The sequence below is a fragment of the [Clostridium] symbiosum genome, from assembly GCA_036419695.1.
GTDB lineage: Bacteria > Bacillota > Clostridia > Lachnospirales > Lachnospiraceae > Otoolea > Otoolea symbiosa_A.
Genome location: CP143946.1, coordinates 3,955,034 through 3,977,758, shown reverse-complemented (window position 1 = coordinate 3,977,758; position 22,725 = coordinate 3,955,034). Strand labels below are relative to the sequence as shown.

21 protein-coding genes are annotated in these 22,725 nt (G+C 49.4%); 17 read left to right on the top strand and 4 right to left on the bottom strand.

Annotated elements, in window-relative coordinates:
* From V3C10_17965 to V3C10_17920, 10 genes are all read left to right on the top strand, one after another.
* Entirely contained in the window at positions 1–945 is a 945-nt protein-coding gene (locus tag V3C10_17965; protein ID WVP61177.1) for an SPFH domain-containing protein, read from the top strand.
* Between the two features lie 248 nt (positions 946–1,193).
* Positions 1,194–2,345, top strand: a complete 1,152-nt coding sequence (locus tag V3C10_17960) for a patatin-like phospholipase family protein (GenBank protein WVP64653.1) — start codon at positions 1,194–1,196, stop codon at positions 2,343–2,345.
* Positions 2,346–2,558: 213 nt separating this feature from the next.
* Entirely contained in the window at positions 2,559–2,867 is a 309-nt protein-coding gene (locus V3C10_17955; GenBank protein WVP61176.1) for a DUF6637 family protein, read from the top strand.
* A 6-nt stretch (positions 2,868–2,873) separates the two neighbouring features.
* Positions 2,874–3,854, top strand: a complete 981-nt coding sequence (locus V3C10_17950) for a biotin--[acetyl-CoA-carboxylase] ligase (GenBank protein ID WVP61175.1) — start codon at positions 2,874–2,876, stop codon at positions 3,852–3,854.
* A 320-nt stretch (positions 3,855–4,174) separates the two neighbouring features.
* Positions 4,175–5,287 carry an A/G-specific adenine glycosylase gene (gene mutY, locus V3C10_17945; protein WVP61174.1) on the top strand — a complete coding sequence of 371 codons (1,113 nt, stop codon included), beginning with the start codon at positions 4,175–4,177 and terminating at the stop codon, positions 5,285–5,287.
* 20 nt (positions 5,288–5,307) lie between these two features.
* Positions 5,308–6,225 carry a YegS/Rv2252/BmrU family lipid kinase gene (locus V3C10_17940; GenBank protein WVP61173.1) on the top strand — a complete coding sequence of 306 codons (918 nt, stop codon included), beginning with the start codon at positions 5,308–5,310 and terminating at the stop codon, positions 6,223–6,225.
* A 108-nt stretch (positions 6,226–6,333) separates the two neighbouring features.
* Positions 6,334–7,461, top strand: coding sequence for an RNA polymerase sigma factor RpoD (rpoD, locus tag V3C10_17935; GenBank protein ID WVP61172.1), 1,128 nt, complete (start codon positions 6,334–6,336; stop codon positions 7,459–7,461).
* A 117-nt stretch (positions 7,462–7,578) separates the two neighbouring features.
* On the top strand, positions 7,579–8,232 hold the full coding sequence (locus V3C10_17930) for an epoxyqueuosine reductase QueH (protein WVP61171.1): 654 nt from the start codon (positions 7,579–7,581) through the stop codon (positions 8,230–8,232).
* Positions 8,233–8,437: 205 nt separating this feature from the next.
* A complete protein-coding gene (gene pfkB / locus V3C10_17925; protein ID WVP61170.1) occupies positions 8,438–9,340 on the top strand; it encodes a 1-phosphofructokinase in 903 nt (300 codons plus the stop codon).
* A 130-nt stretch (positions 9,341–9,470) separates the two neighbouring features.
* On the top strand, positions 9,471–11,423 hold the full coding sequence (locus V3C10_17920) for a fructose-specific PTS transporter subunit EIIC (protein ID WVP61169.1): 1,953 nt from the start codon (positions 9,471–9,473) through the stop codon (positions 11,421–11,423).
* 161 nt (positions 11,424–11,584) lie between these two features.
* Here V3C10_17920 and V3C10_17915 read toward each other — a convergent pair whose 3' ends face one another.
* The 3 genes from V3C10_17915 to V3C10_17905 are packed head-to-tail and all read right to left on the bottom strand — an operon-like array spanning position 11,585 to position 13,187.
* Complete coding sequence (locus V3C10_17915) at positions 11,585–11,854, bottom strand: TfoX/Sxy family protein (GenBank protein WVP61168.1); 270 nt, start codon at positions 11,852–11,854, stop codon at positions 11,585–11,587.
* A 52-nt stretch (positions 11,855–11,906) separates the two neighbouring features.
* Positions 11,907–12,404, bottom strand: a complete 498-nt coding sequence (locus V3C10_17910) for a hypothetical protein (GenBank protein ID WVP61167.1) — start codon at positions 12,402–12,404, stop codon at positions 11,907–11,909.
* Between the two features lie 48 nt (positions 12,405–12,452).
* Positions 12,453–13,187: a hypothetical protein gene (locus tag V3C10_17905; GenBank protein ID WVP61166.1), complete on the bottom strand. Its 735-nt coding sequence runs from the start codon at positions 13,185–13,187 to the stop codon at positions 12,453–12,455.
* A gap of 1,165 nt (positions 13,188–14,352) precedes the next feature.
* Between V3C10_17905 and V3C10_17900 the strand changes: the two genes are divergently transcribed.
* The 6 genes from V3C10_17900 to V3C10_17875 all read left to right on the top strand — a co-directional run bounded on the left by V3C10_17900 (position 14,353) and on the right by V3C10_17875 (position 20,327).
* Positions 14,353–15,045 carry an HAD family hydrolase gene (locus V3C10_17900; GenBank protein ID WVP61165.1) on the top strand — a complete coding sequence of 231 codons (693 nt, stop codon included), beginning with the start codon at positions 14,353–14,355 and terminating at the stop codon, positions 15,043–15,045.
* Complete coding sequence (locus tag V3C10_17895) at positions 15,032–16,270, top strand: metal ABC transporter substrate-binding protein (protein ID WVP61164.1); 1,239 nt, start codon at positions 15,032–15,034, stop codon at positions 16,268–16,270. Before V3C10_17900 ends, V3C10_17895 begins: the two co-directional genes overlap by 14 nt.
* Entirely contained in the window at positions 16,271–16,981 is a 711-nt protein-coding gene (locus V3C10_17890) for a metal ABC transporter ATP-binding protein (GenBank protein ID WVP61163.1), read from the top strand.
* On the top strand, positions 16,978–17,802 hold the full coding sequence (locus V3C10_17885) for a metal ABC transporter permease (protein WVP61162.1): 825 nt from the start codon (positions 16,978–16,980) through the stop codon (positions 17,800–17,802). The genes V3C10_17890 and V3C10_17885 overlap by 4 nt, the downstream gene beginning before the upstream one ends.
* A gap of 277 nt (positions 17,803–18,079) precedes the next feature.
* Positions 18,080–19,366, top strand: coding sequence for a CobW family GTP-binding protein (locus V3C10_17880; protein WVP61161.1), 1,287 nt, complete (start codon positions 18,080–18,082; stop codon positions 19,364–19,366).
* Positions 19,367–19,391: 25 nt separating this feature from the next.
* A complete protein-coding gene (locus V3C10_17875) occupies positions 19,392–20,327 on the top strand; it encodes a GTP-binding protein (GenBank protein ID WVP61160.1) in 936 nt (311 codons plus the stop codon).
* A gap of 137 nt (positions 20,328–20,464) precedes the next feature.
* On the opposite strand, the gene V3C10_17870 is transcribed toward V3C10_17875, so the two are convergent.
* Positions 20,465–21,964 (bottom strand): polysaccharide deacetylase family protein, encoded by a 1,500-nt coding sequence (locus V3C10_17870; protein WVP61159.1) that lies wholly within the window; start codon positions 21,962–21,964, stop codon positions 20,465–20,467.
* Positions 21,965–22,269: 305 nt separating this feature from the next.
* Between V3C10_17870 and V3C10_17865 the strand changes: the two genes are divergently transcribed.
* A complete protein-coding gene (locus V3C10_17865) occupies positions 22,270–22,512 on the top strand; it encodes a hypothetical protein (protein WVP61158.1) in 243 nt (80 codons plus the stop codon).
* Positions 22,513–22,725: the final 213 nt, after the last annotated feature.

The window sequence follows — 22,725 nt, the reverse complement described above, 5'->3', positions numbered from 1 at the left end:
ATGGGAGCATTTATAAGTTTTGTCGTTATTGCGATTATCGTTCTGCTGGTACTTTCATCATGTATCAGAATCGTACCGCAGGCACAGGCACTTGTTGTGGAGCGTTTAGGCGCGTATTTGGATACATGGTCGGTAGGAGTTCATTTCAAGGTTCCTTTCATTGACCGTGTGGCCAAGAGAGTAATTCTGAAAGAGCAGGTAGTGGATTTCGCACCGCAGCCTGTTATCACAAAAGATAATGTTACGATGAAGATTGATACGGTTGTCTTCTTCCAGATTACGGATCCGAAGCTGTTTGCATACGGCGTGGAGAATCCGATTATGGCAATCGAGAACCTGACTGCCACTACACTGAGAAACATCATCGGTGATCTGGAACTTGACCAGACCCTGACCTCCCGAGAGACAATCAACACAAAGATGCGTTCCGCCCTTGACGTTGCCACCGACCCGTGGGGCATCAAGGTAAACCGTGTGGAGCTTAAGAACATCATTCCGCCGGCTGCCATCCAGGATGCGATGGAGAAACAGATGAAGGCAGAGCGTGAGCGCCGTGAGGTAATCCTCCGTGCGGAAGGTGAGAAGAAGTCGGCAATCCTTGTAGCGGAAGGTAAGAAAGCATCGGCTATCCTGGAAGCCGAGGCTGAGAAGGCATCAGCTATTCTCCGTGCGGAAGCCGAGAAGGAGAAGAGGATCCGTGAGGCCGAAGGCCAGGCGGAGGCAATCCAGAAGATCCAGCAGGCGAATGCGGATGGTATCCGTTTCATAAAAGAGGCCGGCGCCGACAGCGCAGTTCTCCAGATTAAGAGCCTGGAGGCATTTGCAAAGGCCGCAGACGGCAAGGCAACGAAAATCATTATTCCGTCGGAGATTCAGGGAATTGCAGGTCTTGTAAAATCCCTTGTGGAAGTCGGAGCGAAAGATGACAATGCCGGTGCAAAATAGGCATTTATCAAAAAGAACCCGATGAAGAGCAGGCTTTGCAGGTTATTCACCGCTTAAGAAAAAACCGGATTAGTCCGAAGCAGTCAGAATTGCTTGAGGAAATCCGGTTTTTCCTTTATTGATTGGCAATGGAACGTTCAGTTAACGTGCTGCTCATTGCCGGCGGCGGTCTGCGGGGCGTGCCTTTCAACGTTTTAAAGGTGGTAATGATGGAGAATGAACAGAAAACATCGGGCGCAAGGCGCAGGATGGTCAGAAAGGTAAACCTGGGGCAGGATAAGATTAAACTGGATTTGTCCAGGGAATACGGCCTTGTGCTGGAGGGCGGCGGAGCCAAGGGCTCCTTTCAGATTGGAGCCTGGCGGGCCCTCAGGGAGGCCGGAATCAGGATAAAGGGTGTATCGGGAGTCTCCGTCGGAGCGCTCAACGGAGCCTTAATATGCATGGATGATCCGGAAAAGGCGGAAGATATCTGGCATAACATCAATTATTCCACGGTCATGGATTTTAATCCGGGCATGGGAACCCTGCAGGAAGCGGCGGAGGAAATTAAAAAGCTTATAAAGGATCGCGGCATCGACATCACACCCCTGAAAAAACTCCTCCATGAGACCGTGGACGAGGAGAAAATCAGGAATTCCGCCTGTGAACTCTTTGCCACGACGTTCTCCGTTTCTGATATGAAATTGCTTAATGTGGATGTAAAATCCATGCCGGACGGCAAGATTGAAGAGATTCTTTTGGCCAGCGCCTATTTTCCGGTCTTTAAGACAGAGAAGCTGGGAGGAAAGCTCTACACGGACGGCGGCGGATTTAATAATGTTCCCCTGGATGTGCTGATTGACCGGGGCTACCAGGATATTATCGTCATCCGGATTTACGGGATTGGCTATGACCGGGAGAAAAAGATTAAGATTCCGGAGGAAACCAATATTTACCATATTGCACCCAGGGAAGAGCTGGGAGGCGTCCTGGAATTCGACAGCAAACGGAGCCGGAAGAATATGGCCCTCGGCTATCTGGAGGCGTCGCGCCTTCTCTATGGGCTGGACGGGCGGAGATATTATATCTATGCCCCTTATGAGGAACCGTATTATTTTGACAGAATGATGTCGGAGCTGGAACTGCTTAAGGTTTATCTGAGTTCAGTTCTGGATGAGGAAACCCTCTCCTATCTGGACGGTTACCGGTTTTACACGGAGAATGTATTTCCCGAACTGGCGGTCAGAATGAAGCTCAAAGAGGAATGGAATTACAAAGATATGTACCTGGGAATCCTGGAGGAACTGGCGACGTCACTGAAAATTACAAGATACCGTGTCTACAAAACGGATGAGCTGGTGAGGGAAATCCACAAAGCTCTTCTTAAATCCGACGGAAGACTTACCGTATATGAATGAATCGGGTTACTGTTCACAGGTAATGTCCCGCGAGGCGTTTTTGCGCGTATTTTGCGTGAAAATCCCGAGTTACACGGCGCGTGTTATTGTTTGCAGCACAGCTGCTTTTAGCTGGGATGTGAACAGTAACTGAATCGGCGCCGGGTTTTCATATCTTTTTGACAAGTGGGCGGTATTTATGTAAAATAAGAGGGATTAAAGGAGAGAAAAACGATGGTATTACAGGAAAAAAAGAGAACTGGCAGAGTTTCCTCTTTTGTTTTAGACACGCTCCATGTTGTGGTGGGGATTCTGATTGTCATTCTGGCCGTACTTGCTTTTCTTAACCCGGATGAGAACAGGATTCTGTTCCCGGCTATCTTTCTTCTGGCATCGCTGCTGAACCTTGTGAGCGGCTATGAACGTTTCCACAACAACAGAGGAAAAAAGAAAAAGAGAATTGCAGGCGCAGCGCTTATGGCAGCGGGAGTTGCACTGTTCCTTTTATGCGTGATAAGCGCACTTACAATCTGGTGGGGGTAATAAGACGTGAAGACAGAAGTTTTAAGGATGTTAAAAGAGGCGGACGGATATATCTCCGGCCAGGAAATCTGCGAGAAATTTGATGTTTCCAGGACTGCGGTATGGAAAGTGATTAAACAGCTTGAATCGGAGGGATACCTGATTGAGGCTGTGAGGAATAAAGGATACAGGCTCAAAACGGCCGGAGATATTTTAAGCCGTGCGGAACTTGAGAGCAGTATGAATACCGAGTGGGCGGGCAGGAATGTCCTCTATTTTGATGAGACAGGTTCTACGAACACGGCGGCCAAGATGGCTGCGGAGGAGGGCGCTCCCCATGGGACTCTGGCGGTCGCCGATTACCAGAATATGGGTAAGGGACGCAGAGGAAAGATGTGGACATCACCGCGCGGCGTGGGGGTCTGGATGAGCCTTATGATCCGGCCGGAACTGCACCCGTCTTCCGCATCGATGCTGACACTGGTGTCTGCTATGGCCGTTTCCGAGGGAATTAAAAAGACCTGCGGCCTGGAGACAGAGATCAAATGGCCCAATGACATTGTAGCGGGCGGCAAGAAGCTCTGCGGCATTCTGACGGAGATGAGCACGGAGCTGGAATGTATCAACTATGTGGTAACAGGAATTGGAATCAATGCCAATATGGAAGAATTTCCGGAGGAGATCAGGGAGGTGGCAACATCAATCCTGATGCAGACCGGAAAGACCGTAAAGAGGAGCGAACTGATAGGCGCCGTGATGGAGGCATATGAAAAATACTATGCGCTGTTTATGGAATCCGGCAACATGGCGGGACTTCTTGAGGCGTACAACAGCCACTTGGCCAATGTAAACCGTTCGGTCCGCGTGCTGGCGCCGGGGAATGAATATGTGGGCACCGCGCTCGGAATTAATGAGGCGGGTGAGCTGTTGGTGAAGACAGAGGACGGAGCCGTGCACCAGGTTATCTCGGGTGAGGTTTCGGTTCGGGGGATTTATGGGTATGTGTAGTTGAGGAATGAGAACGCCGCCGGGACGGCCGGGGGCGGAATGGTGAGGTGAGGTAGTGAGTCTTCAGTCCCGGGCTATAGGTTGTCGCGGGTGGGGAATCCGGGCAGAAAAAGTTCCTGCGGGAAACGCTCGCGCTCTTTCGAGTACATAGCGGACACTAACCTCGAAAAGACCTCGGTAAGTGCCGATGAACTCCCAGGTTCCCTACGGAATCTTTTTCTCCCTCCTTCCCCACGGGCAGGTTATGGGCCGGGACTGAAGAAATAGCTACCTGTTAAACTGCACCGTCCGCTGTTTTGGGCGGCGGTTATGAGGAACTTATGGAATATTTATATGGTAAATTAAAAACGCTGGAGCGGGAAGATAGCCCGCTTAAGGAGGCGGAGAGGCTCAGGGCCGCATCGGGGCCGTTGCTTTACTGGTATGATCGTAACAGACGGATTCTGCCCTGGAGGGAGGAACCGGAAGCGTACCGGGTGTGGATTTCTGAGATTATGCTGCAGCAGACCAGGGTAGAGGCGGTTAAACCGTATTTTGCCCGTTTTATGGAGGCGCTGCCCGATATAAAGAGCCTGGCCCAGGTGGAGGAGCAGACGCTTCTGAAGCTGTGGGAAGGGCTTGGATATTATAACAGGGCCAGGAATCTGAAAAAGGCGGCCCAGGTTATTGTGGAAGAATATGGAGCGGTGATGCCGGACTCCTATGAAAAACTGATAAAGCTCCCAGGTATAGGAAGCTATACGGCCGGAGCGATTGCCTCTATTGCTTTTGGTATTCCGGAACCGGCTGTGGACGGGAATGTCCTGCGGGTGCTGTCAAGACTTCTGGCTGACAGGGAAGATATCGGAAAAGCCGGCACAAAAAAGCGGTTTGAAGATTTAATCAGGGAAAACATGGACCGGGAGAGGGCCGGGGATTATAACCAGGCGCTGATCGAGCTGGGGGCAATTGTCTGTCTCCCGGCCGGAAAGCCGCTTTGTACAGAGTGCCCGCTTCATTCAATCTGCCTGGCACGGAGAGAGGGGCTGACGGAGATCATTCCCGTTAAGGCTCCCAAGAAGCCGAGAAGAATTGAAGATAAGACGGTATTTCTTCTGGAATGGGAGGGCCGGGCGGCTATCCGTAAGAGGAGCAGCAAGGGACTTCTGGCGTCACTCTATGAATTTCCCAACATCCCGGGACATGCAGAGGCGGGAGAGCTTAAGGAGCAGCTGAAAGACGGGCTGGGACTTCCGGCGGAGGAAATTCTGTCCGTTGAAAAACTTCCCGATTCGGTCCACGTTTTTTCCCATGTGGAGTGGCATATGACGGGATATCGTGTAAAAATTGCAAAAGAACATCCAGAATTGTTTAAAATGGTGAAAAAAGAGGAAATATTTTCAAAATATCCCCTTCCAAATGCATTCGGAGTGTATACAAAAGCTTTAATGTGAAATAATGAGAGGGAAGACCTATGAAAAAAATGATTTTCGTGTTCAATCCCAGATCGGGGAAAGAGCAGATACGAAACAAACTGCTCGATATATTGGATATATTTACAAAGTGCGGATATGATGTGACGGTTCACGTCACCCAGGAGCCTCTCGATGCCATGCGTGTTGTGAAGCGCTGCGCCAGGGGGAAGAACCTTGTGGTATGCAGCGGCGGCGACGGCACGCTCAATGAGGTCGTATCGGGACTCATGACGTTCCCGCCGGGGAAGAGGCCGGTGATTGGTTACATCCCGTCGGGTTCCACCAACGATTACGCCTCCAGCATTGGAATTTCCAAAAACATGAAGAAGGCGGCATTGGATGCCGTCAGCGGCAGCACAATCGCCGTGGATATAGGTAAATTCGGGGAAGAGAAGTATTTCGTTTATGTCGCAGCGTTCGGAGCGTTTACCGAGGTTTCTTACAGAACTCCGCAGGAGACGAAAAATCTGCTGGGACATCAGGCCTACATGCTGGAAGCGGTAAAGAGGGTCACAAACCTGAAGGCCTACAGAATGAAGTTTGAGTGGGAAGGCGGATCGCTGGAAGACGAATTCATAATCGGAATGATCACGAATACAATCAGTATCGGTGGTTTTAAAGGACTGGTAGGTCTGAATGTGGCATTGGACGACGGAGAATTCGAAGTTCTTCTGGTCAGGAAACCCAGGACGCCGAAGGATATTGCCAGCATTGCTTCCTATCTGATACTGCGCGAGGGAGAAAATGACTGCGTATACCAGTTTCGCGCGAAACGCCTGAAAGTCACATCACCGGAACCGGTGGACTGGTCGCTGGACGGGGAATATGGCGGCAGCAGGACGGAAACACTGATAGAAAATATGAACCGCGCGGTATCAATCAGACGCAAAGCGTCGTCTGTTGTCGAAGCTTTGTGAAAAACTAATAGAAAAGCTCAGAAATATGTTGAAAAAAAATTTTGGTTAGTATATAATAAAAGGCCGAGCACTATTTTACAAAACTTCTAGGCGAAAGGACGTTAATTCGTGGAGAAAGAAAATTTTTTAGAGAAGTTAAAACGACTTGTCGACCTGGCGAAAACAAAGCAGAATGCACTTGACATCACAGAGATTAACAATTTTTTTGCCGGGGATAATCTGTCAACAGAACAGATGGAACAGATTTATAATTATCTGGAGAACAATAATATTGACATTATCCCTGAAGTGATCGATGAAACGATACTGGCGGAAGATGACGCTCTGCTTCTGGACGATGCAGATGATGACTTCCTGAAGAGCGAAGAGGAAGAGATTGATCTCGATGCCATTGATCTTCTGGAAGGGATTGGTACCGAGGATCCGGTGCGTATGTACCTGAAAGAGATAGGTACGGTTCCGCTTTTAAGCGCTGATGAGGAACTGCGTCTTGCCAAGAGGAAGGCAGAGGGCGATGACAATGCAAAGGAACGTTTAATTGAGGCCAATTTAAGGCTTGTGGTAAGTATCGCGAAACGTTATACCGGCAGAGGCATGAGCTTTCTGGATCTTGTTCAGGAAGGAAATCTGGGCCTGATCAAGGGTGTTGAAAAATTTGATTACACAAAAGGATATAAGCTGAGTACATATGCTACCTGGTGGATTCGGCAGTCTGTCACAAGAGCGCTGGCAGATCAGGCGAGAACGATCCGTGTTCCCGTGCATATGGTTGAGACGATTAATAAGATGTCGAAGATGCAGAGAAAACTGACACTGGAGCTGGGCTATGAACCATCCGTGGCAGAGCTTTCCGAAGCACTTGAGATGACGGAAGACAAGGTCATGGAGATCATGCAGATAGCCAGGGAACCGGCTTCTCTGGAGACCCCGATTGGAGAGGAAGACGATTCCAACCTGGGCGATTTCGTGGCTGACGGCAATGTGGTAACTCCGGAGGGCAACGTGGAGTCTGTTATGCTGAGAGAGCATATTGATGCACTGCTCGGTGATCTGAAGGAGAGGGAGCGCCAGGTAATCGTTCTGCGCTTCGGTCTGGAGGACGGCCACCCGAGAACACTGGAGGAAGTGGGTAAAGAATTTAACGTTACCCGTGAGCGTATCAGGCAGATAGAGGCCAAGGCTCTCAGAAAACTGAGAAACCCGGTCAGAAGTAAACGGATCCGTGATTTCCTGTAAATCGTAAAATAAATTAAGCAGCCTGTGTGCTGAAAGCAGATTGTGTGATATCGCTTAGGATATATGCGCAAAGGAGCTTTTAGCGGGGTTGCTTTTTTTAATGGGAAAGGTGATTGTATGGAAAATAAGAGAAATTATCAGATAGAGATGGAAAAGACTATCAAACAGGCGGAGAGGGACAAGGAGGTGCCTTCTCTGTTCCTGCACAGCTGCTGTGCGCCGTGCAGCAGCTATGTACTGGAGTATTTGTCGAAGTTTTTCAGGATTACTGTTTTTTATTATAATCCGAATATTTTTCCGCCGGAGGAGTACGAGGAGAGGCTGGGGGAAATTGAACGGCTGGTCCGGGAGATGCCGGCGGAGCATCCGGTGGAATTCATAGCCGGGGATTACCGGCCGGAGGAATTTTTCCAGGCCGTGAAGGGACATGAGGAGGATAAGGAGGGTGGTGAACGCTGCGGAATCTGTTTCAGGATGCGGCTTTTTGAGGCGGCAAGACTGGCAAAAGAAGGCGGGTACGACTGGTTTACGACCTCACTCACAATCAGCCCGCTGAAAAATGCGGAGAGGCTGAACCGGATCGGCGAGGAGGCGGCAAAGGAATATGGAGTGAAGTTCTTAAACTCCGATTTTAAGAAAAAGAACGGTTACAGGCGTTCCGTTGAACTGTCACAGGAGTATCGTCTTTACCGGCAGAATTACTGCGGCTGCGTGTATTCACAGCGTGAAGCGGCCATGCGCGGGAAACAGGACGGTTTCAAGGAAAATTAACGTTTCGGTGCAATACAGAGGACAGGGCAGAATGACTAAAAAATCCATGTTTAAAAAATTGTTTTTCAGGGTAAATTATGCATAATGATGAAATTGGTAAAGAAATGAAATTTCATGGTGAAACATATTGACGAAATGAAAATTCCGTATTATTATGAGATTAAGTGATGAAAATATATTTCATATGGAGAAGGAGGAATGACGCATGATTTACACGGTTACATTTAATCCGGCGTTGGACTACGTGATTAAGGTGGATCATTTTACGACGGGAACGGTGAACAGGACCGTATCGGAAGAGATTTTCTATGGCGGCAAGGGGATCAATGTATCGGCGGTTTTAAAAGAATTGGGTTATGCCAGCACGGCGCTCGGGTTTGTAGCGGGATTCACGGGTGATGAGATCGAACGCGGCGTCAAGACACTTGGATTTGCCAGCGATTTTATCCGCGTAAAAGAGGGGATGTCACGAATTAATGTAAAGATGAAATCCGATAATGAGACGGAGATCAATGGAATCGGCCCGAAAATCACGGAAGAAGACGTGGAAAAGATGTTTGAGAAGCTGGATAAGCTGGGGAGCGGGGATATTCTCGTGTTGTCCGGCAGCATTCCGAAATCCATCGATGATAAAATCTATGAAATTATCATGGCGCGGCTGGAGGGAAAAGGAGTCAGAATCGTTGTCGATGCAACGAAGGACTTACTTCTCAACGTTCTCAAATATCATCCGTTCCTGATTAAACCAAATAACCACGAGCTAGGCGAGATGTTTAATGTGGAACTCAAATCGGATGAGGACATCATCCACTATGCCGGGAAGCTACAGGAGATGGGAGCGGTCAATGTCCTGATTTCCATGGCGGGAGACGGGGCTATTTTGATTACGGAAGACGGAACTGTCCATAAGATGGGTGTGGCCAAGGGAACAGTAAAAAATTCCGTAGGAGCCGGAGATTCCATGGTGGCCGGTTTTATTGCGGGCTATCTGGATAAAAGAGATTACGGATATGCGCTGAAACTGGGAACCGCATCGGGTAGCGCGACGGCATTTTCCGAGGGGATTGCAACCAGGAAGGATATTATAGAAATTCTGGAAAAACTTTAATAAAATGTGATAAGGGGTAACGAAAGACCATAGGGGAGAGCAGTAAATCAAAGAGAAAACCGGCAGAGGATAAGATGCCGGCGGGACTTAAGAGTAATCGGGAGACAGAACGACAAATCAGGAGGACAACATGAGGATTACGGATTTATTGAAGAAAGAGAGTATTGCTCTCGGGGTCAGGGTGGATTCGAAAGAGGCCGCAATTGATTATCTTGTGAATTTGATGGATAAAAGCGGCAGACTGAGTGACAGGGAAGGTTACAGGAAGGGCATTCTTGCAAGGGAGGCGCTGGGAAGCACGGCGGTCGGCGACGGGATTGCAATTCCCCATGCAAAAGTGGCGGCGGTCAATGAACCGGGACTGGCGGCCATGGTAGTGCCGGAAGGCGTGGACTATGATTCATTTGACGGCAGTCCGGTCAACCTTCTTTTCATGATAGCGGCTCCGGATGGAGAAGCGGACGCCCATCTGGAGGCTCTTTCAAAACTCTCTATGGTTTTGATGGACCCGGATTTTAAGAACTCGCTTGTAAAGGCAAAGACGGCAGATGAATTTCTCAAGCTGATTAATGACAAGGAAGCAGACCGCTTTGCCCCGGCAAAGGAGGAGACGCCGCAGGAGGCGGAGCCTGCGGCGGAACGCGGGGCAGGCGGTAAAACTCCGGCTGACACAGGGTACAGGATTCTCGCCGTGACAGCCTGTCCGACCGGTATCGCCCATACGTTTATGGCAGCGGAAAACCTTCAGAGAACCGGTGAAAAACTGGGATATCCGGTCAAGGTGGAGACAAACGGAGCGGACGGCATTCAAAATCATCTCACAAAGGAAGAGATTGAGTCCGCGGACGGAATCATCATTGCGGCTGACAAGAATGTGGAAATGGCGCGTTTCAACGGAAAACCGGTTATTATTGCGCCCGTTTCTGACGGTATCCACAAAGCGGAAGAACTGATTAAGAGGCTCGAAGCGGGAGAGGTGCCCGTTTACCACCATACGGGAGAGGGAGGAAACGGGGGCGAAGAAACATCCGATAAGGAAAATCTGGGAAGAAGCATTTATAAACATCTGATGAACGGTGTTTCCCATATGCTGCCATTTGTCATTGGCGGAGGTATTCTGATTGCCCTCGCGTTTCTTTTTGACGACTATTCCATTGATCCGGCGAACTTTGGCAAAAATACACCGCTTGCCGCCTATTTAAAGACGGTGGGTGAGCAGGCGTTTGGAATGATGCTGCCCGTCCTGTCGGGATTTATCGCAATGAGCATTGCAGACCGCCCGGGTCTGGCCGTTGGTTTTGTAGGCGGTCTCGTTGCCAAGATGGGTATGACGTTTGCAAACCCGGCGGGCGGAGATGTAAACGCCGGGTTCCTGGGAGCGCTGCTGGCCGGTTTTATCGGCGGTTATCTCATCCTGCTTTTGAAAAAAGTATTCAGCAGGCTGCCTAAATCACTGGACGGAATCAAGCCGATCCTGCTTTACCCGGTGCTCGGCATTCTCCTCGTTGCCGTGATTACGACCATTATCAATCCCTTTGTCGGCGCAATCAACGACGGCCTTTCCCACCTGTTAAACGGGATGGGCGGAACCAGCAAAGTGATTCTCGGAATGGTGGTCGGCGGAATGATGTCGGTAGATATGGGCGGACCGGTAAACAAAGCGGCCTACGTGTTCGGGACGGCCCAGCTGGCGGAGGGCAATTTCGATGTGATGGCCGCCGTGATGGCGGGAGGTATGGTTCCTCCGCTGGCAATCGCCCTTGCAACCACTTTTTTCAAAAGGAAGTTTACGGATAAAGAACGTCAGTCGGGACTTGTAAACTATATTATGGGTCTGTCCTTTATTTCGGAAGGCGCCATTCCCTTTGCCGCACAGGATCCCCTGCGTGTAATCCCTTCCTGTATAGCAGGCTCGGCGGTGGCCGGAGGCCTGTCCATGCTCCTTGGATGCACACTGAGAGCCCCCCACGGCGGTATCTTCGTGCTTCCCACCATTGGAAACCCGCTGGGCTATCTGGCGGCGGTTGCTGCGGGTTCCGCAGTCGGATGTGTAATTCTTGCGGCTCTTAAAAAAAATGTATAGATTGTATGTATACCATGTATGCTTTGATGGGATAATATAAAAAGATGAAATGTTTGCCGTCTGCCTCCGGGCAGAGCTGTTCCTCCCCCACGTTTTATTACAGTCGGCGGAGTCAGGCGGCTAAACAGTTTCATCTTTTTTATTGGTTGCCAGGAAAAGGTTCACGGAGTGTGCTTTATCTTATTCCGGGTATAAAATTCCTTCAGATCTGCTTTTATTTCCGGCGGGAGCAGAGTCTTTTTCACTCTCTGCAGAGCGCCTTCCAGTGCAAGAAGCCTGTGTATACAGGCCGAGGAGTCATTTTCCTGTATTTTCAGCCATGCATTTCTGGAACCGTATTGCTCCAAATCCTCCCGCGTGAAGACTCCCGCTTCGTTCAACTGGCGTTCCAGTTCTTTTCCGATATTCGGAAGTTTTTCAAGTTCTCCCATATTCCTGCCTTTCTAAGATAACTTATAATTTAGTGATACATAGTTTTTGGTGTTAATAATCGGTATGGCCGGGAACCGGTGGAGCGCCGTCTGGAACGTCCGTGCTGAAGAATACAAAAAGATAAGGGGCAAACAGAGATGGGACGGCGCAGAACCAGCCCGGCACAAATTTTCCGAAGAGCAGAAGCATAACGGAGGTAATGGGAGTGAACATTTCTACAGGGAGATAAAGTAAATGGTTTATCTGGCCGTAATCTCCGGTGTGCAGCATAAGCTGTTCCAGAACCAGAATGATGACAGCGTAAACAACGAGCAGGGACGCAGCCCTGAAACACGTCTGCCGGGTATAAGTCCTGCAAAGACGCCGTCCGATGAAAATAAAAAGAACGGCGGAGACGGCGAGATGGGCAGCAAGGAGGCCGTTGCTCATCCAAACGGACCATTCTGTGGTCAGGCTGACAGCAGTCAGTACTACAAAATAGAAGATAATTCTGATGATAAGTCCTGAGGCAAGCGTGTAGAGCGGCAATTTGTATATCTGTTTATCCATTAGGAACCCTCCTTTACATGACAGCCATTTCCAGAATGCAGCAAGGGGCTATTGGAATGCCATCCTGTTCCATAAACCCGGCTGCATGCCGGAATAAAGGCTGCTGTCCATCTGCTGCATCATTTCCCGCTCTTCGTCCGTATAAAATTCGATGGCCGTGTCTGTGGGACCGCAGGACACATAGTATTTGCCGCCGTGGCTGCCAAGATACTTCCAGCCGTCGTGCATACCAAGAGCTCTTGTTTCATCCATCTCTTCCCGGCTGTCGAACTGCAGGAGCCAGAACATGGTCTGAGTGACGGAGCTGCGGATTTTTCCGTCCATAATCAGCGGCTTGACAGGATAAAAATCAACATAAAGATTTCCTCCGTTCGTGGAGTAGCAGAAATGATTCTTCCAGTTATCCGGGAGGGTGAGGGTATAATCACGTGTGGTTATCACGCTGCTGTCCCTGGGAGCGGTGAGTAGGGATACGGTCCCGTCGCTCAGAAGAGCTGCGCCGTCCACCCCTATTTTCTGACCGTACTCCGTCTCGGTATCGGCAAGCATCCAGCCGTCGGAATTAAAATAATAGTTTTCATAGATGCCGTCCCGGTTTCCGTCCAGCCAGAGATCACAACTGCCGACATAGGAACCGTTATCCTCCTGCCAGCGCCAGTTTGAGACGCCGTCTTTGACGGAAGGCCTGTTCTGGTCCTGTATCCACTGCCCGGCAAAGGAAGTGGAGAAACAGGACATTGATATAATCAGTGCGGATGACAGGATTCTGATACTTTTTTTCATTAAGTGCCTCCTTATTTATAGAAATATCTGTGTCTGATGGTTTTTAGTTTGTATTTTAAAGCTGTGCATCGGGGGGAGGTTATGAGTCTTCAGTCCCGGGCTTTAGGGTGCGGTGAGGGGGAATCCAGAGAAAAAAATTCCTTCGGGGACACGCTCCCGCTTGTGAAGCGCACAGCGGATGCTAGGCTCGAAAATACCTCGCCAAGCACCGGCGGGCTTCAAGGTCACCCTTCGGAAAGTTTTTCTCTTCCTTCCCCGGGCAGGTTGTCGACGGGACTGAAGACTCAGCGAAGGTGATCGCCCCGTCCGCTGTCTTCAGGGGCTGGTTGTCCCTTTCGTCAAGTGCAGAAGAGGTATTGCAACAACCACTACGAAGCGGTGGGATTTAATCGGTTTGCTATCTTATTAATCGCTGCTTCACAGTGCATGTAAAACAGGATAAAACACTGTTTTGAGTGGCTAAGACTCGGGATTTCTACTATCTCATCCTGAGTGAAAGACGGCTCTATAACAACACATTCTCAGGTTTGTAAAGAGACGGTTCCCGGGCATCTGAAGGCCCGTGGTGGTAGCGACAATGCCCTTCCACCTTGAAGGAATAAAACAAATCAGCGGCCGCAGGCCGGTTTTCGGGATGGCAAAAACCTACGCGTCTTCAGTCCCGGCCATAACCTTCCCGTGGGGAATCCGGGAGAAAAAGATTCCGCAGGGAACCTGGAAGTCCATCAGTACTTAGGTGGCGTATTTTGGCACCTTAGTACTGTTATGCACTTCAAAGAGCGCAAGCGTTTCCCGGAGGAACTTTTTCTGCCCGGATTCCCCACCCGCGATCAAACTCAAGCCGGGACTGAAGACTCACATCCCCCCCCCCTCACCATTCCGAACTCAATTATATGGACATTATAACATGCCCCCGGGACGCAGGCCAGAGCCTGGGGACGAATTAATATAATAGAAAGAGAAAAGAAAGACAAATTCAAGAATCCCCCCTTTTTACACCCCGGCCGGGGGATGGGAAAAATAAGTGGCCGTTGCATCTTTCTTTTTTTTAGTATATTATTACATGTGGGAATTTCTGTTACTGTTCAAACCGGATAGGTTACGTGAGGTTTATTCGCGTACTGTTTGTGAATAATCTGAATTTTACATCGAAAGGATGAGAGAGATGTACCGCTTATGTATTTTTGATCTTGATGGGACATTGCTTAACACGGTTAATGCCCTGACTTATACAACGAATGTGACGCTGGCTGCTTTTGGCCTCGGACCGATTGTACCGGAGCAGACGAAGCGGATGGTGGGAGACGGTTACAGGACACAGATGGAACGCGCCCTGAGGGCCTGCGGTGATGAGAAGCTGGTACATTATGAGGCGGCTCTCCCGCTGTATATGGAGAATTTTGCAAAGTACTGCATGAAGGATGTGAGGCCCTATGAAGGAATCGGGCATCTTCTTGAATATCTGAGGAAGAAACAGGTAAAGATAGCAGTATTCTCCAACAAACCGCATAACCAGGCGGTGGAGAACATAGAAACCATTTTCGGAAAAGATTATTTTGACTGCGTCAGGGGAGAACAGGCGGGCACGCCTAAGAAACCGGCACCGGACGGAGCGCTGATTGTCTGCCGTGAGATGGGAATGACGCCGGAAGAATGCCTCTATCTGGGTGATACCAATACGGATATGAAGACGGGAATCGCGGCCGGAATGGATACGGCATGCGTTACCTGGGGGTTCAGGGACAGGGCGGAACTGGAGGCTCTGAGTCCGAAATATATTGTGGATCATCCCTCTCAGGTGGAAATGATTGTAGAAAAAGCGAATATGCCGAATGAGGATTTGAATGAAAGAAAATAAAAACAGAAAAAAGGGAAATTGGATGAAGCGTTTTGCCAAACATTTCTCCGTTATGGCCCTGTTTTTTGCAGTCATCGGCTTTGCTGCGGGCTGCAGCCGTTACGGTGGTGGGAACAGTGGAACGATAGGCGGCGAGACGGGAAATCATGCGGCAGACGAGTCGAAAAAGGGTGGCAAAGATACGGACGGGAAACTGAATGTGGTTACAACCCTGTTCCCCTATTACGATTTTCTGCGCCAGATAGCAGGAGATGATATCGAGCTTACCCTTGTGGTTCCCGCCGGAATGGACAGCCATTCCTTTGAACCGACCCCGGCGGATATGATTACCATCCAGAATGCAGATCTTGTGGTGTGCAACGGCGGCGCCATGGAACAGTGGTTCGGGAAAGTCCTGGATTCCTTTGGAGACGGTGCGGCACCCGGCCGTGTTGTCACAATGATGGATTATGTGGACACCGTGGAAGAAGAGATTGTGGAAGGGATGGAGGCGGAAGAGCATGACCATTCATCGGACCGCCGCGTTCACGGAAATGACGGCCATCTGCATGAAGAGGGTGAACACCTGCACGAGACGGATGAACATACGCATGAGGCAGAGCAGTTTGACGCACACACCCATGAAGAGGAATACGGTTATGGAGAAGACCTTCTGCACAGCGGCCATGAATATGACGACGGCCACGAAATTGAAATAGAGTATGATGAACATATCTGGACTTCTCCGGTCAATGCAATGAAGCTGACGGGAGTCCTGGCGGATGTGCTGATGGAGGAAGATCCAGCCCATGCGGCAGATTACCGCAGAAGGGCGGATGATTATATCAGCGAATTGAAGACGCTTGATCAGGAGTTCCGGGAGGTTGTTGCGGCGGGGCACAGGAGACTCCTTGTTTTCGGCGACAAGTTTCCGCTGCGCTATTTCTTTGATGAATACGGTCTTGAATACCGGGCGGCCTTTACCGGATGCAGCTCAGATACGGAACCCAGTGCAAAGACGATTGCCTACCTGATAGATAAAGTGAAGGCGGAAAATATACCGGTAGTCTATTACCTGGAACTTTCCAGCCACCGTGTAGCCGAGATTATCGGGGAAGAGACGGGGGCGGAACCTCTTCTGTTCCACTCCTGCCACAATGTGACGAGGAGGCAGTTTGATTCGGGGGTAACTTATCTGGAGCTGATGGAGCAAAACGTGGTGAACCTGAGAAAAGGACTTGAATAAATGGGATTATTATTAAGATGTGAGCATGTCGATTTTGGATATGAGAACCAGGATGCGGTCATTGATGTGAGCCTGGAAGTCAATACGGGGGACTATATCTGTATTGTAGGTGAGAACGGTTCGGGTAAGAGCACCCTGATGAAAGGGATTCTGGGCCTGTTAAAGCCGACGGCGGGAAAGATTGAAGTGTCGGAGGAGCTTAAAAGGGCAGGAATTGGTTACCTGCCCCAGCAGACAGCGGCTCAGAAAGATTTTCCGGCTACCGTTTTTGAGGTGGTCCTGTCCGGCTGTCTGGGGAAGAGAGGGAACCGGCCCTTCTACTCTTCAAAAGAAAAAGAGACGGCGCTTGCCAATCTGGAGCGCCTGGGAATTATGGATTTGAAAAAAAGCTGTTTCAGGGATTTGTCGGGAGGGCAGAAACAGAGGGCTTTGATTGCCAGGGCGCTCTGTGCCACGGACAAGCTTCTGATTCTGGATGAACCGATTACCGGGCTGGATCCCTCCGCGATTCAGGATTTTTATTATATTATCAGAAAGCTGAACCGGGAGGAAAAGGTGGCCATTTTGATGGTTTCCCATGATATGGCTAATATTGTAAAGCAGGCGGGAAAAATCCTGCATCTGCAGCAGAAGGCAATTTTCTGCGGAACAATGAGAGATTATCTGAAGAGCGGTATCGGCAGACAGTTTCTGGGAGGTGACGAAGGATGAGCATTGTAAGTGAAATGATGTCCTACCCCTTTATTGTAAGAGCGCTTGTGGGAGGTGTGCTGGTGTCCCTCTGTGCATCACTTTTAGGGGTCAGCCTTGTCCTGAAACGGTATTCCATGATAGGCGACGGACTTTCCCATGTGTCGTTCGGCGCTCTTTCGGTGGCGCTTGCAATCGGATGGTCGCCCCTCAAAGTATCGATTCCCGTTGTAGTCCTGGCGGCATTTTTCCTCCTCAGGATTACGGAGAGGGGAAAAATTAAAAGTGACGCGGCCATCGCAATGATATCAGCCAGCGCGCTTGCAATCGGTATTATCGTGACCTCCCTGACGACGGGAATGACAACCGATGTGAGCAGCTATATGTTCGGCAGCATCCTTGCGATGAGCCGGGAAGACGTACGGTTTGCCGCCGTTCTTTCCGTAGTGGTATTAGGACTTTTCCTGTTTTGCTATAATAAGATTTTTGCAGTGACGTTTGATGAGAACTTTGCCAGGGCAACCGGAGTGAATGTTTCTATCTATAACGTCCTGATTGCGGTCCTGACCGCCGTGACCATTGTGCTCGGAATGAGGATGATGGGGGCAATGCTGATTTCCAGCCTGATTATATTCCCATCCCTGACTGCGATGAGGATATTCAAAAGTTTCAGGGGAGTAATGATTGTCTCAGGAATTCTTTCTATTATCTGTTTCTGTATTGGAATGGTGATTTCCTACGTCTATTCCACCCCGGCAGGAGCCAGTGTGGTGGTAGTTGACCTGGCGGCTTTTATACTGTTCAGTCTGGTGCAGGCGGTGCGGCAGGGATTTAAATGGTAAAACGGAGAAAGAATTAAAAAGTCCGGATAGAGAAATGGCTGCGGAAAATATTCGGCAGGCCGGAAGCGAAAGACGGTAAGGACAGCATAATTCCGGAGGGAATCATATGCTGTCCTCTTTGTGTCCGGGAGAAGCCGGGTTCCGTTTTGGCTGATGCGGAACATGGAATAAAAAAGCTGACTGAAATTCTCACCTGCTTGACTTTATCCTGTATTTGTGTAAAAATAATAAATTAGGTTTAAACTATTGTAAAAAGAAGAAAAGAAGGTTGATAATAATGACAAAGATTGATATCATTTCCGGTTTCCTTGGAGCAGGAAAGACTACATTTATTAAGCAGCTCCTCAGGGAAGCCATCGCAGGAGAGAAAGTCGTGCTGATTGAAAATGAATTTGGTGAGATCGGAATTGACGGAGGATTTTTAAAAGACGCCGGGATTGAGATCCGTGAGATGAATTCAGGCTGTATCTGCTGTTCCCTGGTTGGGGATTTCGGCAAATCACTTAAAGAAGTGCTTACAAAATACCAGCCGGACCGTGTCATCATCGAGCCGTCGGGTGTTGGAAAGCTTTCCGATGTCATGAAGGCGGTGAGAGATGTCGCTTCTGAAATAGAAGTAATGCTCAACAGTGCCGTTACCGTTGTAGATGTAAACAAGTGCCGCATGTATATGAAGAATTTCGGTGAATTTTTCAACAACCAGATCGACAATGCAGGTACTATTGTGCTGAGCCGTACGGATATAGCGGCAGCTGAAAAGGTTCAGGCAGCTGTTGAGATGCTCAGGGAGCATAACGCAGCGGCAAATATTGTAACAACTCCCTGCAGCCAGCTTACGGGTGCGCAGCTTCTGGAAATTATCGAGAAAAAGGATGATATGGCGGAAGAACTGATGAAGGAGGCCAGGGAATACAGACAGCATGAGCACCACCATCACGGCCACGGGGAAGAAGAGTGTGGCTGTCACGATCATGAGCACCATCATCATGCTCACGATGAGGAAGAAGAATGCGGCTGCCACGGTCACGGGCATGAGCACCATCATCATGATCACGGTGAAGAAGAATGCGGCTGCCACGATCATGGGCATGAGCACCACCATCATGATCACGGTGAAGAAGAATGCAGCTGCCACGATCACGGGCATGAGCACCACCATCATGGCCACGATGAGGAATGTGGCTGCCATGATCATGAGCATCATGAGCATCACCACGACCATGATCACGGCGAAAACTGCACTTGTGGCTGCCACGATCACGATCACCATGACCATCATCATGCCGATGAAGTTTTCACAAGCTGGGGAAGAGAGAATGTGCCTGCCATCAGCCGCGACAAACTGGAGGCAGTGCTTCATGAACTTGCTTACAGCAGGAAATACGGCGAGGTACTTCGTGCAAAGGGCATGATTCCCGGCGAGAAAGAAGGAATATGGCTTCATTTTGATCTGGTTCCGGAACAGGTGGAAATCCGCGAGGGAATTCCGGATTATACCGGTAAACTCTGCGTAATAGGCGCAAATCTGGATGAGGATGGCCTGGAAGCGGCGTTCAAAGCCTGATGAAACACGGAGGGAGATATAAGTAATGGATGACGAGAAGATGCCGTTATTTCTGATCAATGGTTTTTTGGAAGCCGGTAAAACGGCCTTTATAAAGTTTACACTTCAGCAGGATTACTTCCAGTCTGAGGGAAAGACATTATTAATTGTCTGCGAAGAAGGCGAGGAAGAGTACGAGGCAGATTTACTCAAAGAGACAAAGACGGCGGTAGTCTACGTGGAGGAACTCTCAAAGCTCACTCCGCAATACCTGGAAGAACTGGAGCTTTTCTATAACCCGGAGCGCGTGCTGGTGGAGTGGAACGGCATGTGGAACCTTGATGAGCTGAAACTTCCGGCCGACTGGGAGCTTTACCAGCAGATTACGATTGTCGACGGTTCTACCTTTGATTTATATCTGAACAATATGAAACCGCTGGTGGGCGCCATGGTCAGAAACACGGAAATGCTCATTATGAACCGGTGTGACGGAATTGAGGATCTGGATACCTACCGAAGGACCTTAAAGGGAATGAATCCTCAGGTGCAGATTGTCTTTGAGGATGCCGAGGGCGAGATACAGGAAATTTCCGAGGCGGATCTGCCGTATGATGTAAATGCAGAAGTGATAGAGATTTCACCGGAAGCTTACGGAATCTGGTATATCGACATGCTGGACAAGCCCGACCGCTACCGCGGCAAGACGGTGGAATTTACTGCGATGGTTCTTAAGACTCCTGATTTTCCGAAGAACTACTTCGTGCCGGGAAGAATGGCGATGACCTGCTGTGAAGCGGACATGACCTTCCTGGGCTTCATGTGTAAAGCCAAAAATGCCAGACTTCTGGAAACAAAAGAGTGGGTGAAGGTTACCGCGAGAGTGGAATACGAATTCAGCCCGGAATATGAAGGCGAAGGCCCGATGCTCTATGCGGATTATGTGGAGAAGGCAAAAGAAATAAAAGAGATAGTGCAGTTTTAGATGAGAACAAAGAATCCCGCTCGCGGAGTGTTTTTGATTCACAGGACGTAATTTCCTATAATTAAAAAAGTGCCATACCCGGTACAGGAATCCAGTATTCCTGGCGCCGGGTATGGCACTTTTTTATCGTTTCTTCTCTACTCGCTCATCTTCGCGACCGGAGTGGGCCTTCTTCTGTCAAATACCTCGGTAACATCAAATAAATCGCTCAAATGATCCTTCGTCGGATTTGTCTCCGGAAGGTCGTAATACATTCGGAAGCCATCCAGGTTTCTTCGTCCCTGTCTCATGTAATCGTCGCCAATCTGTACCCAGTACTGGCTGGAATCCACGTTGCAGAAATAACGGAATCCTTTGGAATGGAGATACTGGTAACGTTCACCGCTGGTGTCGTAAGGCATCCAGCCGCCGATATCGCTGCCGAACGGGAACAGGATGATATCACATGGGCCAATCAGTGTTTCCACCTCTGCCTCCCACTTATCCGTATCCGCGCGGAAGTTCTCCATCGAAATCGTTCCCATGTTTCTGTGGCCCCAGCTGTGGGAAGCCAGCTCAAAACCGTTTTCTTTCAGGCACGCGGCTACCTTGGCGGCCTCTTCCCGTTCTTTTGCATAGTCAAAGCCCGGGTTCTTGGCTCTGTATTCGTCTGAGTCGTAAGACGGGGCGGTACGGTAACCGAGGATACCGTTATAACCAGTAAGAGCAATAACTGCTTTTGCCCCCTTATAGGAGAAATCAGGGTGCTCTTCGATAAAGTCGTCGAGCAGCGGTACCAGGTCGTAGGAACCTACGAGCACGGAACCGTCTTCCAGTTTCATCTCGTTAGTAGGTTTTCCGTCTTCTCCGATAATCATCTTTGTGGCAAAACCGTCGTTTTCCATATATTCATAATAACATACGTCATCCTGTGACATGACGAAAGGCTGCTTGCCCGGAGGCAGCATAATGTCGCCCTGGACAAAGTGCGGATTGCCATCCTCGCCGGTGGTCTCGTAAGCCACATCGTGGAGCTTTACAAGGACAAAACCACGGTCATACATGGACTGAAGAATCTTCATAAATTCCTCTTTGGTGGTCATCATCTGATTATAGCCCTTTTCCCTGGAATCGCCGTCAAAGGCCTTGGAGGTATCCATAATCAGGGTGTGGAAAAATACATGCGTAACTTTCTTCGGATCGGCGCGCACGAGCGTGTTCTTTGTCTCTTCAAAGCCTGCAATTGCCGCAGTAACCTGTTCATCCGATGCATAAGGGCTTTCATTTAAAAGCGCGATGGCAGCGTCGTAATCATAACCGGCGGCAATGAGATTGGCGCGGTTCAGATAGCTTTCCAGACTGTTTGCATCGGCAGAAGCTTCCGCGGCATCCTGGGATTCGGAGGTGTCTCCCGCCGCCCCCTGATTGCCGGGATCGGATCCCTGCATGGACGGATCTGAGGCCGTATAAACTTCCCCGAGCACTCCCCTGGTCTCCAGGCTCTTATTTCTCATGTAGAGATACGCCGCAATGCAGAGTAAAATAGCTAGAATCGACACCAGGACAATATAGGGCAGTACCCGCAGAAACTTCCTGCGCTGCCGCCTGGAATGGCTGGAATATCCGCTGCTTTTCAGTAAAAAATCATCTTTTCCCATAGTATTAAATCACCTTTATCTAAGAATATGTTTTGTTTGAGGCGCCTGTAAGGCATGAAATTAAAAACCAGGATGACAGACAGGCAAAAAAGTAGACCGGAAAAAATCCCGGCTTCCATTGTTGTCGATGGAAATAAAAAAGAAGATGCATTTCATCGTTTGGGTATCATTATAGCATAGATTTCAGGGAATAACTATTACAGTTTACTTAAAATTTATTCCTTTTATTTGGTTATAAGAGGGAGGTTAGTTGAGATGCGAGGACGCCTCTGTAAGACGGCGGACGGGGGAGTGGGAGGGTGGATATGAGTCTTCAGTCCCGGTTTGCAGGTTGTGGTAAGGGGGAATCCAGGAGAAGAGATTCCTACGGGGACTCGCTTCCGCTTGTGGAATGCGCAGCGGTGCTAGATTCGAAAAAACCTCATCAAGCACCGGCGGATTCCAATGTCCCCTTCGGAATCTTTTCTCCTTCCTTCCCCGGGCAGGTTGTCGACGGGACTGAAGACTCAGCGAAGTGTATTGCCCCGTCCGCCGGCTCCAGGGGCTGATTGTCTCTTTCGTCAAGTAAGGGGGAGGTATTGTCGCGGCCACTATGTAGTCGTGAATCTTTTACCTTATGAAGGTATTTCGGGCAGGATTCAGAGAAAAATCCAAAGCTGAATTTAATGATGAATTATAAAATTCAATGGATATTTAAGGATAAGTCAGGCGTCGAAGCTCAGATTCATCAATTGGATACCATACAGGAAAATCATTTGACA